The organism is Streptomyces argenteolus, from assembly GCF_042902585.1.
In the GTDB taxonomy this organism is placed as follows: Bacteria; Actinomycetota; Actinomycetes; order Streptomycetales; family Streptomycetaceae; genus Streptomyces; species Streptomyces argenteolus.
In genome coordinates this window covers 1,086,399-1,099,467 of record NZ_JBIBEG010000001.1, presented here as the reverse complement: position 1 = coordinate 1,099,467, position 13,069 = coordinate 1,086,399, and the positions used below count along the sequence as shown (strand labels likewise).

General features: G+C 67.8%; 8 protein-coding genes and 1 pseudogene. 6 read left to right on the top strand and 3 right to left on the bottom strand.

Annotation, left to right across the window (positions count from 1 at the left end):
* The first annotated feature begins 113 nt into the window (after nt 1-113).
* The 5 genes from ACFY8O_RS04920 (at nt 114) to tuf (ending at nt 8,867) form a co-directional block, all read left to right on the top strand.
* The gene (locus ACFY8O_RS04920) at nt 114-4,013 is read left to right on the top strand and encodes a DNA-directed RNA polymerase subunit beta' (protein ID WP_145804068.1); all 3,900 of its coding nucleotides are present in this window, start codon (nt 114-116) and stop codon (nt 4,011-4,013) included.
* Between the two features lie 489 nt (nt 4,014-4,502).
* Nucleotides 4,503-4,874 (top strand): 30S ribosomal protein S12, encoded by a 372-nt coding sequence (rpsL, locus tag ACFY8O_RS04915; RefSeq protein WP_003948652.1) that lies wholly within the window; start codon nt 4,503-4,505, stop codon nt 4,872-4,874.
* Between the two features lie 2 nt (nt 4,875-4,876).
* The gene (gene rpsG, locus ACFY8O_RS04910; RefSeq protein WP_018101248.1) at nt 4,877-5,347 is read left to right on the top strand and encodes a 30S ribosomal protein S7; all 471 of its coding nucleotides are present in this window, start codon (nt 4,877-4,879) and stop codon (nt 5,345-5,347) included.
* Nucleotides 5,348-5,385: 38 nt separating this feature from the next.
* Entirely contained in the window at nt 5,386-7,515 is a 2,130-nt protein-coding gene (fusA, locus tag ACFY8O_RS04905) for an elongation factor G (RefSeq protein ID WP_145804066.1), read from the top strand.
* Nucleotides 7,516-7,673: 158 nt separating this feature from the next.
* Nucleotides 7,674-8,867, top strand: coding sequence for an elongation factor Tu (gene tuf, locus ACFY8O_RS04900; RefSeq protein WP_145804064.1), 1,194 nt, complete (start codon nt 7,674-7,676; stop codon nt 8,865-8,867).
* 152 nt (nt 8,868-9,019) lie between these two features.
* On the opposite strand, the gene ACFY8O_RS04895 is transcribed toward tuf, so the two are convergent.
* Complete coding sequence (locus ACFY8O_RS04895; protein ID WP_387898856.1) at nt 9,020-9,475, bottom strand: peptidoglycan-binding domain-containing protein; 456 nt, start codon at nt 9,473-9,475, stop codon at nt 9,020-9,022.
* Between the two features lie 389 nt (nt 9,476-9,864).
* Here ACFY8O_RS04895 and ACFY8O_RS04890 point away from each other — a divergent pair, with 389 nt between their 5' ends.
* Nucleotides 9,865-11,046 carry a hypothetical protein gene (locus ACFY8O_RS04890; protein WP_387898853.1) on the top strand — a complete coding sequence of 394 codons (1,182 nt, stop codon included), beginning with the start codon at nt 9,865-9,867 and terminating at the stop codon, nt 11,044-11,046.
* Between the two features lie 16 nt (nt 11,047-11,062).
* On the opposite strand, the pseudogene ACFY8O_RS04885 reads toward ACFY8O_RS04890, so the two are convergent.
* Together ACFY8O_RS04885 and ACFY8O_RS04880 are read right to left on the bottom strand one after the other, a co-directional pair.
* A pseudogene (locus ACFY8O_RS04885) lies at nt 11,063-11,946 on the bottom strand (hypothetical protein).
* 34 nt (nt 11,947-11,980) lie between these two features.
* On the bottom strand, nt 11,981-12,997 hold the full coding sequence (locus ACFY8O_RS04880; protein ID WP_387898850.1) for a helix-turn-helix domain-containing protein: 1,017 nt from the start codon (nt 12,995-12,997) through the stop codon (nt 11,981-11,983).
* Nucleotides 12,998-13,069: the final 72 nt, after the last annotated feature.

Below are 13,069 nucleotides of genomic sequence, written 5' to 3'. Positions count from 1 at the left end.
ATCCCCGTGATCCGGCCGGCTCTCCCCGGACCCGTTCAGACCATTGCTGAAGTGCCCCGATTTCTCGCGTGAAGCGAGGGGGCTCGAACCCCCGAAAGAGGGATTGACGACAAGTGCTCGACGTCAACTTCTTCGACGAGCTGCGGATCGGCCTTGCCACCGCGGACGACATCCGGACCTGGTCCCACGGCGAAGTGAAGAAGCCGGAGACCATCAACTACCGCACGCTCAAGCCCGAAAAGGACGGACTCTTCTGCGAGAAGATCTTCGGTCCGACCCGGGACTGGGAGTGCTACTGCGGCAAGTACAAGCGTGTCCGCTTCAAGGGCATCATCTGTGAGCGCTGTGGCGTCGAGGTCACGCGCGCCAAGGTGCGCCGTGAGCGCATGGGACACATCGAGCTTGCCGCTCCCGTCACCCACATCTGGTACTTCAAGGGCGTCCCGTCGCGCCTCGGATACCTGCTGGACCTCGCGCCGAAGGACCTCGAGAAGGTCATCTACTTCGCCGCGTACATGATCACGTTCGTCGACGAGGAGCGCCGTACCCGCGACCTCCCGTCGCTGGAGGCGCACGTCTCCGTCGAGCGCCAGCAGATCGAGAACCGCCGCGACTCGGACCTCGAGAACCGCGCCAAGAAGCTCGAGACCGACCTGGCCGAGCTCGAGGCCGAGGGTGCCAAGGCCGACGTGCGCCGCAAGGTGCGCGAAGGTGCCGAGCGTGAGATGAAGCAGCTGCGCGACCGTGCGCAGCGCGAGATCGACCGTCTCGACGAGGTGTGGAGCCGCTTCAAGAACCTCAAGGTCCAGGACCTCGAGGGCGACGAGCTGCTCTACCGCGAGCTGCGTGACCGCTTCGGCACGTACTTCGACGGCTGCATGGGCGCCGCCGCGCTGCAGAAGCGCCTGGAGTCCTTCGACCTCGACGAGGAGGCCGAGCGCCTCCGCGAGATCATCCGCACCGGCAAGGGCCAGAAGAAGACCCGTGCGCTCAAGCGCCTCAAGGTCGTCTCCGCGTTCCTGCAGACCAGCAACAAGCCCAAGGGCATGGTGCTCGACTGCGTGCCGGTCATCCCGCCGGACCTGCGTCCGATGGTGCAGCTGGACGGTGGCCGCTTCGCGACCTCCGACCTGAACGACCTGTACCGCCGCGTGATCAACCGCAACAACCGCCTGAAGCGGCTTCTCGACCTCGGCGCGCCCGAGATCATCGTGAACAACGAGAAGCGCATGCTCCAGGAGGCCGTGGACGCCCTCTTCGACAACGGTCGTCGTGGTCGCCCGGTCACCGGTCCCGGTAACCGGCCCCTGAAGTCCCTCAGCGACATGCTGAAGGGCAAGCAGGGTCGTTTCCGTCAGAACCTCCTCGGCAAGCGCGTGGACTACTCGGCGCGTTCCGTGATCGTCGTCGGTCCGCAGCTCAAGCTGCACCAGTGCGGTCTGCCGAAGGCGATGGCACTGGAGCTCTTCAAGCCGTTCGTGATGAAGCGCCTGGTGGACCTGAACCACGCGCAGAACATCAAGTCGGCCAAGCGCATGGTCGAGCGTGGCCGCACCGTCGTGTACGACGTCCTCGAAGAGGTCATCGCCGAGCACCCGGTGCTGCTGAACCGTGCGCCCACCCTGCACCGCCTCGGCATCCAGGCCTTCGAGCCGCAGCTGGTCGAGGGCAAGGCCATCCAGATCCACCCGCTCGTCTGCACCGCGTTCAACGCGGACTTCGACGGTGACCAGATGGCCGTGCACCTGCCGCTCTCCGCGGAGGCGCAGGCCGAGGCCCGCATCCTGATGCTGTCCTCGAACAACATCCTGAAGCCGGCCGACGGTCGTCCCGTCACCATGCCGACCCAGGACATGGTGCTGGGCCTCTTCTTCCTCACCACGGACGAAGAGGGCCGCAACGTCAAGGGCACGGACCGCGCGTTCGGCTCCACGGCCGAGGCCACCATGGCCTTCGACGCCCGCGAGCTGTCGCTCCAGGCGAAGGTCGACATCCGCTTCCCGGTGGGCACCATGCCCCCGCGTGGCTGGGTGCCGCCGGTTGCCGAGGAGGGCGAGCCCGAGTACCAGCCGGGTGACACCTTCCGTCTGCGTACGAGCCTGGGCCGCGCGCTCTTCAACGAGCTGCTGCCCGAGGACTACCCGTTCGTCGACTACTCGGTGGGCAAGAAGCAGCTCTCCGAGATCGTCAACGACCTGGCCGAGCGCTACCCCAAGGTCATCGTGGCGGCGACGCTCGACAACCTGAAGGCGGCCGGTTTCCACTGGGCGACCCGCTCCGGTGTGACCGTGGCCATCTCCGACGTCGTCGTGCCCGAGGCCAAGAAGGCCATCGTCAAGGGCTACGAGGAGCAGGACGAGAAGGTCCAGAAGCAGTACGAGCGCGGTCTCATCACCAAGGACGAGCGCACGCAGGAGCTCATCGCGATCTGGACCAAGGCGACCAACGAGGTTGCCGAGGCGATGAACGCGAACTTCCCGAAGACGAACCCCATCTTCATGATGGTCGACTCGGGTGCCCGAGGAAACATGATGCAGATGCGTCAGATCGCGGGTATGCGTGGTCTGGTGTCGAACGCCAAGAACGAGACGATCCCTCGTCCCATCAAGGCGTCCTTCCGCGAGGGCCTCACCGTTCTGGAGTACTTCATCTCCACGCACGGTGCCCGTAAGGGTCTGGCGGACACCGCCCTGCGTACCGCCGACTCGGGTTACCTGACCCGTCGTCTGGTGGACGTCTCGCAGGACGTGATCATCCGCGAGGAGGACTGTGGCACCGACCGCGGCCTCAAGCTGAAGATCGCCGTCAAGGGTGCGGACGGTGTCCTGCGCAAGACGGACGACGTCGAGACCTCGGTCTACGCCCGCATGCTCGCCGAGGACGTCGTCGTCGACGGCAAGGTCATCGCGCCGGCCAACGTCGACCTCGGTGACGTCCTGATCGACGCCCTGGTGGGCGCCGGCGTCGAGGAGGTCAAGACCCGCTCGGTCCTGACCTGTGAGTCCGCGGTCGGCACCTGTGCCTTCTGCTACGGACGCTCGCTCGCCACCGGCAAGCTGGTCGACATCGGTGAGGCGGTCGGCATCATCGCCGCCCAGTCCATCGGTGAGCCCGGTACCCAGCTGACGATGCGTACCTTCCACACCGGTGGTGTGGCCGGTGACGACATCACGCAGGGTCTGCCCCGTGTCGTCGAGCTCTTCGAGGCGCGTACCCCCAAGGGTGTCGCCCCGATCTCGGAGGCCAAGGGCCGGGTCCGCATCGAGGAGACCGAGAAGACCAAGAAGCTCGTCGTCACCCCGGACGACGGCAGCGAGGAGACGGCGTTCCCGATCTCCAAGCGTGCCCGTCTCCTGGTCGGCGAGGGCGACGCGGTCGAGGTGGGCCAGAAGCTCACCGTCGGTGCCACGAACCCGCACGACGTGCTGCGGATCCTCGGTCAGCGCGCGGTCCAGGTCCACCTGGTCGGCGAGGTCCAGAAGGTCTACAACTCGCAGGGTGTGTCGATCCACGACAAGCACATCGAGATCATCATCCGGCAGATGCTGCGCCGTGTGACGATCATCGAGTCCGGCGACGCGGAACTGCTGCCGGGCGAGCTCGTCGAGCGCTCGAAGTTCGAGACCGAGAACCGTCGTGTGGTCACCGAGGGCGGTCACCCCGCCTCCGGCCGTCCGCAGCTGATGGGTATCACCAAGGCCTCGCTCGCCACCGAGTCGTGGCTGTCGGCGGCGTCCTTCCAGGAGACGACCAGGGTCCTGACCGACGCGGCGATCAACGCCAAGTCGGACTCCCTGATCGGCCTCAAGGAGAACGTCATCATCGGTAAGCTCATCCCGGCCGGTACGGGTCTGTCCCGCTACCGCAACATCCGGGTCGAGCCGACCGAGGAGGCCAAGGCCGCGATGTACTCGGCCGTCGGCTACGACGACATCGACTACTCGCCGTTCGGCACGGGCTCCGGCCAGGCCGTTCCGCTGGAGGACTACGACTACGGTCCGTACAACCAGTAGAAGCGCGTGAGAAGGGCGCCCACCCCGTGTGCAACGGGGTGGGCGCCCTTCTGCGTGCCCGGGGGCCGGTTCGTGAGGTCGGTCACCCGGGGTGACCGGTCCCGGGCCGGCCGCTTCCGGGGCGCGGCCGCCCGCCCGGCCACCGCCGGGTCGTTTATGCTGGTGGGAGGCACAGTGCCGGTTCCGGAGGCGGCGTGGCCCGGGTGTGTCGCGTCCGGTCGCGCGGGGCGACGGGTGGTACGGGCCCGGGGTGGACGGCATTTGTTTTGACCCAGCTCCGTGAGGTAGGTACGCTCAAGCCTTGTGCCTGGGGTGTGCCTGGGCTCGCGTGCGTGTCCTCTGCCGCACGGCGAGTCCGTAAGTGGCCACCGCAATCTGTGTTCTTCCTGCCTCATCGCAGGGGCGTGCAGTATTCGACACACCCGACCGCGTGGGTCGGAGAGTGTTCCAGGTTAGTTTCACGAACGGCACACAGAAACCGGAGAAGTAGTGCCTACGATCCAGCAGCTGGTCCGGAAGGGCCGGCAGGACAAGGTCGAGAAGAACAAGACGCCCGCGCTCGAGGGTTCGCCCCAGCGTCGTGGTGTCTGCACGCGTGTGTTCACGACCACCCCGAAGAAGCCGAACTCGGCGCTCCGTAAGGTCGCGCGTGTGCGTCTGACCTCCGGTATCGAGGTCACGGCCTACATCCCGGGTGAGGGGCACAACCTGCAGGAGCACTCCATCGTGCTCGTGCGTGGTGGCCGTGTGAAGGACCTGCCGGGTGTTCGTTACAAGATCATCCGCGGCTCGCTCGACACCCAGGGTGTCAAGAACCGCAAGCAGGCCCGCAGCCGCTACGGCGCCAAGAAGGAGAAGTAAGAATGCCTCGTAAGGGCCCCGCCCCGAAGCGCCCGGTCATCATCGACCCGGTCTACAGCTCTCCTCTTGTCACCTCGCTGATCAACAAGATCCTGCTCGACGGCAAGCGTTCCACCGCCGAGCGGATCGTGTACGGCGCCATGGAAGGCCTCCGCGAGAAGACCGGCGCTGACCCGGTCATCACGCTGAAGCGCGCGCTTGAGAACGTCAAGCCCTCGCTCGAGGTCAAGTCCCGCCGTGTCGGTGGCGCCACCTACCAGGTGCCGATCGAGGTCAAGCCCGGTCGCGCCGCCACCCTCGCTCTGCGCTGGGTCGTCGGTTACTCCCGCGCCCGCCGCGAGAAGACCATGACCGAGCGCCTCATGAACGAGCTGCTCGACGCCTCCAACGGTCTTGGCGCTGCCGTCAAGAAGCGCGAGGACACCCACAAGATGGCCGAGTCCAACAAGGCCTTCGCGCACTACCGCTGGTAGTCGCTCACCCCATCGAGACCGAGAGAAGATTGAGCCTTATGGCCACCACTTCGCTTGACCTGGCCAAGGTCCGCAACATCGGGATCATGGCCCACATCGACGCGGGCAAGACGACCACCACCGAGCGGATCCTCTTCTACACCGGCGTTTCGTACAAGATCGGTGAAGTCCACGACGGCGCTGCCACGATGGACTGGATGGAGCAGGAGCAGGAGCGCGGCATCACGATCACGTCCGCCGCGACGACCTGTCACTGGCCGCTCAATGATGTTGACCACACCATCAACATCATCGACACCCCGGGCCACGTGGACTTCACCGTCGAGGTGGAGCGTTCGCTCCGCGTCCTCGACGGCGCCGTCACCGTGTTCGACGGTGTGGCCGGCGTCGAGCCCCAGTCCGAGACCGTGTGGCGTCAGGCGGACCGCTACGGCGTTCCGCGCATCTGCTTCGTCAACAAGCTCGACCGTACGGGCGCCGAGTTCCACCGTTGTGTCGACATGATCGTCGACCGCCTCGGTGCGGTTCCGCTCGTCATGCAGCTCCCCATCGGTGCCGAAGCCGACTTCAAGGGCGTCGTCGACCTCGTGTCGATGAAGGCCTTCGTGTGGCCCGAAGAGGCTGCCAAGGGCGAGATGTACAACACCGTCGAGATCCCGGACACGCACAAGGAGGCCGCCGAGGAATGGCGCGGCAAGCTCCTTGAGGCCGTGGCCGAGAACGACGAGGAGATGATGGAGCTGTACCTCGAGGGCAACGAGCCCACCGAGGAGCAGCTGCACGAGGCGATCCGCCGGATCACCCTCGCGTCGAAGGGCTCGGCCGACTCCGTCACCGTGACCCCCGTCTTCTGTGGCACCGCGTTCAAGAACAAGGGCGTCCAGCCCCTGCTCGACGCGGTCGTCCGCTACCTGCCTTCCCCCCTGGACGTCGAGGCCATCGAGGGCCACGACGTCAAGGACCCGGAGCTGGTCATCAAGCGCAAGCCTTCGGACGACGAGCCGTTCTCCGGCCTCGCGTTCAAGATCGCGAGTGACCCGCACCTCGGCAAGCTCACCTTCGTCCGGATCTACTCCGGTCGCCTCGAGGCCGGCACCGCGGTGCTGAACTCGGTCAAGGGCAAGAAGGAGCGCATCGGCAAGATCTACCGCATGCACGCGAACAAGCGTGAGGAGATCGCGTCGGTGGGCGCCGGTGACATCGTCGCCGTCATGGGCCTGAAGCAGACCACCACGGGTGAGACGCTGTCCGACGACAAGAACCCGGTGATCCTGGAGTCCATGGACTTCCCGGCGCCGGTCATTCAGGTCGCCATCGAGCCCAAGTCCAAGGGTGACCAGGAGAAGCTGGGTGTCGCCATCCAGCGCCTCTCGGAGGAGGACCCCTCCTTCCAGGTGCACTCGGACGAGGAGACCGGCCAGACCATCATCGGTGGTATGGGCGAGCTTCACCTCGAGGTGCTCGTCGACCGCATGAAGCGCGAATTCCGCGTCGAGGCGAACGTCGGCAAGCCCCAGGTCGCTTACCGCGAGACGATCCGCAAGACCGTCGAGCGCATCGACTACACGCACAAGAAGCAGACTGGTGGTACCGGCCAGTTCGCGAAGGTGCAGATCGCCCTCGAGCCCATCGAGGGTGGCGACGCCTCCTACGAGTTCGTCAACAAGGTCACCGGTGGCCGCATCCCCCGTGAGTACATTCCCTCGGTGGACGCGGGTGCTCAGGAAGCCATGCAGTTCGGCATCCTGGCCGGTTACGAGATGGTCGGCGTCCGCGTCACCCTTCTCGACGGTGGTTACCACGAGGTCGACTCCTCGGAGCTCGCCTTCAAGATCGCCGGTTCGCAGGCGTTCAAGGAGGGTGCCCGCAAGGCGTCCCCCGTGCTCCTCGAGCCGATGATGGCCGTCGAGGTCACCACGCCCGAGGACTACATGGGCGATGTCATCGGCGACCTCAACTCCCGCCGTGGCCAGATCCAGGCCATGGAGGAGCGCAGCGGCGCTCGCGTCGTGAAGGGCCTCGTGCCTCTCTCGGAGATGTTCGGCTACGTCGGAGACCTCCGCAGCAAGACCTCGGGTCGCGCAAGCTACTCGATGCAGTTCGACTCCTACGCCGAGGTTCCGCGGAACGTCGCCGAGGAGATCATCGCGAAGGCCAAGGGCGAGTAACTCTTCCGAGCTCACGCTTTAGGCTTGTCACCGGAGCCCGGTCGGGCATTCGTCGCAGCGCGTAAGCAGCGTGGCGAATGCCCCCGGCACCGGCATTCCAGCAAAGATCACCTGGCGCCGATGAAGCAAGGCGTACAGAACCACTCAGGAGGACCCCAGTGGCGAAGGCAAAGTTCGAGCGGACTAAGCCGCACGTCAACATCGGCACCATCGGTCACATCGACCACGGTAAGACGACCCTCACGGCCGCCATTACCAAGGTGCTGCACGACGCGTACCCGGACCTGAACGAGGCCTCGGCCTTCGACCAGATCGACAAGGCTCCTGAGGAGCGCCAGCGCGGTATCACGATCTCGATCGCGCACGTCGAGTACCAGACGGAGTCGCGTCACTACGCGCACGTCGACTGCCCGGGTCACGCCGACTACATCAAGAACATGATCACGGGTGCGGCGCAGATGGACGGCGCCATCCTCGTGGTCGCGGCCACCGACGGCCCGATGCCGCAGACCAAGGAGCACGTGCTCCTGGCCCGCCAGGTAGGCGTGCCGTACATCGTTGTCGCGCTGAACAAGGCCGACATGGTGGACGACGAGGAGATCCTGGAGCTCGTCGAGCTCGAGGTTCGTGAGCTCCTCTCCGAGTACGAGTTCCCGGGCGACGACGTTCCCGTCGTCAAGGTCTCGGCGCTCAAGGCTCTCGAGGGCGACAAGGAGTGGGGCCAGTCGGTCCTGAACCTGATGGCCGCCGTCGACGAGGCCATCCCGCAGCCCGAGCGTGACGTCGAGAAGCCGTTCCTCATGCCCATCGAGGACGTCTTCACGATCACCGGTCGCGGTACGGTCGTCACCGGCCGCATCGAGCGTGGTGTCCTGAAGGTCAACGAGACCGTCGACATCGTCGGTATCAAGACCGAGAAGACCACCACCACGGTCACCGGCATCGAGATGTTCCGCAAGCTGCTCGACGAGGGCCAGGCCGGTGAGAACGTCGGTCTGCTCCTCCGTGGCATCAAGCGCGAGGACGTCGAGCGCGGCCAGGTCATCATCAAGCCGGGTTCGGTCACGCCGCACACCGAGTTCCAGGCCCAGGCCTACATCCTGTCGAAGGACGAGGGTGGCCGTCACACCCCGTTCTTCAACAACTACCGCCCGCAGTTCTACTTCCGTACCACGGACGTGACGGGCGTTGTGACCCTTCCCGAGGGCACCGAGATGGTCATGCCGGGTGACAACACCCTCATGGACGTCGCGCTGATCCAGCCGGTCGCCATGGAAGAGGGCCTGAAGTTCGCCATCCGTGAGGGTGGCCGGACCGTGGGCGCCGGCCAGGTCACCAAGATCATCAAGTAATCACTTGATCGTCTGACCTGGTAGCTCCGCACAGAGCACCAGAAGGGCCCCGCACTTCTCGCGAGAGAGGTGCGGGGCCCTTCGCCGTGCGCGGTGCGGGGCCGCTCAGGTGCTGTCGTACCGCGGCGGGTCCGAGGGCCGGCGGGGCCTGATCAGGGCAGCAGGCAGGCGCTGGGGCAGTAGCCCGCCGCCCGCTTGAAAGCCGCCTGGGTGCCGGCTCCGGCGACGCCGTCGATCGGCCCCGTGTAGCCGTAGAACTGCTTGAGGTAGCGCTGCAGGGCCCTGATCGTGTCGGGGCCGACGATCCCGTCGATCGGGTCCGTGTATCCGTGGTTCGCCTTGAGGAAGCGCTGCATCGCCTTCCAGCTCTCCGGGCCGAGCTGCCCGTCGATGCCGCCGCTGTAGAGCCAGCGAGCAGCCAGTGCGCGCTGGACGTTCGCGGCCTGCGTCGTGCTCAGGCCGAGGTTGACGGTCGCGAGCACGCCGGCCTCGGCGCTCGCCACCGCCGGGGTGCTCTGTGCGGGTGCCGCGAAGCCGGCTCCGGCTCCGACGAGGCTGCCGGCGGCGATCCCGGCGACCGTGGTGAGGCTGACGAGCGTCCTTGCCATGGCCCTCTGTCGCATGTGTTCCCCCATGAGGTTGTGGAGCGGCTCGCCGTCCCACGGGCCCTCAGTCGCCGGGCCGTGCGCCGGTTGCCGCTCGTCGGTGCGGCGGGGGTCACGCCCCCGGCCGCGTCGTCCCCGAGCATCGCCCGACCCGGGCGCGGGCAGCCAGGCTGTTGGGCTCACGCGCAAAGGTCCTGGCGGCGAGGGGGAAGCGCTTGCACCGGGCGTTCTCGCGCCGGGGGAGCACGCGATGTCAGGCCGGCCGTGCGGGGTGGTTCGCCCAGGCGGGGAGCGTCACGTGATCGTCACCGTTGGCCTCGCACTCTTGTCCGTGTGCGCGCGGCGGCGTGAACTGGTGGCGGCAGAGTCGTGTGGGGGAGTGGAACAGAACAGTGAGCACCAGAACTCCGGCAGGAGAGCCGTCCGAGCGCCCGGACGAGGGGGGTGCCGTCTCCGACGAACAGTGGGAGGCATTCCTCCGGGAGGCCGGGAGCGGTGGAGGCGACGTCCCGAAGGAGCCCTCGGCCCGTGCCCGCATGGTCACCGCGCGTCTGCGGGCGCTGGACGAGGAGGCTGCCGCGAGCAGGCGGCGCCCGGGCCGGAGGAACAAGCCGGCCGAGGCGTGGCAGCCAGACGGGTGGCGCACCGGCCCCTCCGGGCAGCCGAGCAGCCGGACCAGGAAGCGCAAGCGTCTCGCCGGGGCCCTGGGGATCGTCCTGGTCGCGGCAGCTCTCGTGGTCACCATGCGGCCGAGCCTGCTGACCGACCACCTGCCCGGAGGGGGCGACTCCGTTGACGCGGCGCCGCTGCCGGCCGAGACCGCGCCGCCGACCGCCGCGCCTGCCGCCGGGGCCGATGTGGAGAGGCCGACGCCCGAGCAGCCTTTCCTGGGCTCGCCCGCGCTCCGCTGGGCGGACGGGGCGGCAGGGATCGAGATCCCGGAGGCCGAGGCGGTGGGAGGGATGAGCAAGGGCGAGGTCGAACAGGCCCTGCGGGCCACCCGGCGGTTGCTCGTGTCCGCGAACCTCGACCCGGCGACCCTGCGTGGTGAGCGGCCGGCGGAGGCGCTGGACCTGATCGACCCCTTGCAGGAGGGGGAGCGCGACCGGCTGGAGCGGTCACTCGCGGAGCCCGGCGAGGAACTGGATCCGCTGATGCTGTTCAGCCGGTTCGACCCGGACGAGATCCAGCTGGTGGGGGACGTCGTCAAGACGCGCGGGCGGATGTCCTTCGAAGCGGGCCCTGCCGGATCCGTGGAGGTGCACGCCGACTACACCTTCGTGTACCCGCTGGTGCGGGCTGGAGGGGACGAGGTGGCCCGCACGATCGTGCGGCGGAAGCTCACGACGGCGCTGCACGACCCGGAGCGGTTCGTGGCCACGCCGGGCAAGCTCTCCGTCGTCAGCTCGCAGCAGAACGTCGGCAACACCGACTGCGCGCTGAACGACGGATTCCTGCACCCGTCCTTCCCGAGCGACAGGAAGGACCCCAGCCCCGCCGGGCCCGACGTGGACCCCTACGACCGCAGGGAGTGGCAGCCCGACGGGTCCTGCGGCACGGTCACGCGTACGTGAGGGTGGCTCCGGCCCGTCACCCCTCGGTGAAGATCTCCTCGACGGAGGTGGCGGTGACGGCGCGGCTGAACCAGTGGTCCAGGAGTTCGGCGTCGTCGCAGCCGGTGATCTTTTGGCGGGCCTCGGGGGGTACGTCGACGCCGCGCAGTTCGAGCATCCTGAGCAGGCTCCTGGCCTGGCCCCTGGCTTGGCCCTTGGCTTCGCCTTCGGCTCGGATCTCTTCGGAGAGCGGTGAAGTGTAGAAAGAGAGGTCCACGGCCACCAGGTCCTCCACTGTTGTGCGGCCGGGCGGTTGCCCAGGCCTTGAGCGGTGAGTTCGACGAGGGGGTTGGCGATTGTCTCCGGTGTGTCCCGCAGCGCGGTGGACAGCGATTTCAGTATGGCACCGACGTCCGGATTGTCGGCGTGTGTGATGGCGGACAGGGCAGCCAGCGGGAGGTCCTTGCGGGCCTGCGCCACATCCGTGATGAACGGGATGTTGTGGGGTCCCGCGACCAGCGGGTGCAGGGTGAGCACGAGCCACTGGGCCGCACCGAGCCGCACGGGGCGGGACGCCCATTCGGCGGTGGCCCGGTCCTGGCAGACCACCAGAAGCGTGGTCGGCAGCCCGTACTTCGCCAGCAGGTACGAGAAGTAGTAGGCCCAGCTCGCGTGCTTGTCGGGGTCCTTCCTGCCTTGAGCCTCGACGGCGAGCAGAAAGGGCCCCTGGTGTTCCGTTTCGATGCGCAGCAGGGTGTCGACCCGGCGTTCGAGTGGCTGATTCTCCGTGAGGTCGTTGGAGAGGACCTCGGTCCTGGTGGACTCGGGGAAGGCGAGGCCGAGCAGGTCGGAGACCCGGGAGAAGAGTCCCGGGTACTCCTGGAAGATGCGGTGCATCGCCTCGTGGGGCGCGTTGGCCATACGGATCCGTTCGAGAGCGAGGGCCGCCACCAGGTCAGGCGGCGGTGTGGACGCCGGTCCGGCAGCCCCGGCACCGGCCGGGGTGGCGGGAGCGGAAGGCGCGGTCGCAGAGGTCGCAGTTCTGGAGCGGGATGACGATCCTGCCGGGAAGCTGCGGGGGTGCGAGGTCCTGGGCACCGGGCAGAGGCGGCGGCAGCAGGGCGGTGATCCGGTGCCGCAGGAGCTTGGCCGGGTGCTTCAGCGGCACGGGCAGGTCGGTCGTCAGGGCCTGGCAGACCGTGTCCGGGTGGGCTTCACGCTCCAGCCAGGTGACGACACCGGGGGTGAGTGTCTCGATGTCCCTTTCGGACAGGGTGAGTTGGGGCGTCAGGCGCCGCAGGTCCGCGAGGAGCGCCGAGGCCGACCGGTGGAGTTCGGGATCGGCTGCCTGAGGCCGGGGCAGGGGCTGCGGAGGCGCGGTTCGTGCGGTGGGGGCCGGGAGGAGGACGGGCAGCGGGTCGGGGGCAGGTGGCCGCTCCGGCGCGGGCCCGTGCGCCACCGGCGCTGCGTTCGGCGCCGGTGGCGGGGGCGACGGAGACACCGGAGGCGCCATCGGCCCAGGCGCGGGTGGCGGCGCGATCGGCGGTACATGGGTGGTCCGCTGACCTGACCTGGGGCGGGGGATCGAGACCGCGGGTGTTTCGGCGCCCGGCTGGTTGTAGGAGACGGTCCGGGTGACGATGCGGCCGTCGGCCAGGCGTACGCGGCTACGGCGCAGGTAGCCCGTCGCCTCCAGCTCGCGCAGGGCAGCCGCGATCCGGGCCTCGCTCTCCGGGAAGCGCGCGGCGAGATGCCGGATGCCGATCTTCGCCCCGTCCGGCAGCGACTGGATGTGCACGGCGAGCCCGATCGCCAGCAGCGAGAGCGTGCGGTGCCGGGCGAGGTGGTTGCCGACGACGGTGAAGGCCGCAGTGTGCCGGACGGTGACGTGGGTGACGCCGGAGGACGGCGGGCGGCCCCCGGACTCGGGGGACGGGGCGCACGGGGGCGCGCTAACCTGCTGGGTATCCATCGGGAAGCCTCGTACTTCCTCGGTGGTCAGGCCCTCGATCGGGATTCGCAGTCCCGGCCGGGGGCCGTCGCA

What these genes read in the sequence shown, in the direction of transcription:
- ACFY8O_RS04880 (WP_387898850.1), bottom strand. Translation starts at nt 12,997, where the DNA reads ATGGATACCCAGCAGGTTAGCGCGCCCCCGTGCGCCCCGTCCCCCGAG.
- rpsG (WP_018101248.1), top strand. Translation starts at nt 4,877, where the DNA reads ATGCCTCGTAAGGGCCCCGCCCCGAAGCGCCCGGTCATCATCGACCCG.
- fusA (WP_145804066.1), top strand. Translation starts at nt 5,386, where the DNA reads ATGGCCACCACTTCGCTTGACCTGGCCAAGGTCCGCAACATCGGGATC.
- ACFY8O_RS04895 (WP_387898856.1), bottom strand. Translation starts at nt 9,475, where the DNA reads ATGGCAAGGACGCTCGTCAGCCTCACCACGGTCGCCGGGATCGCCGCC.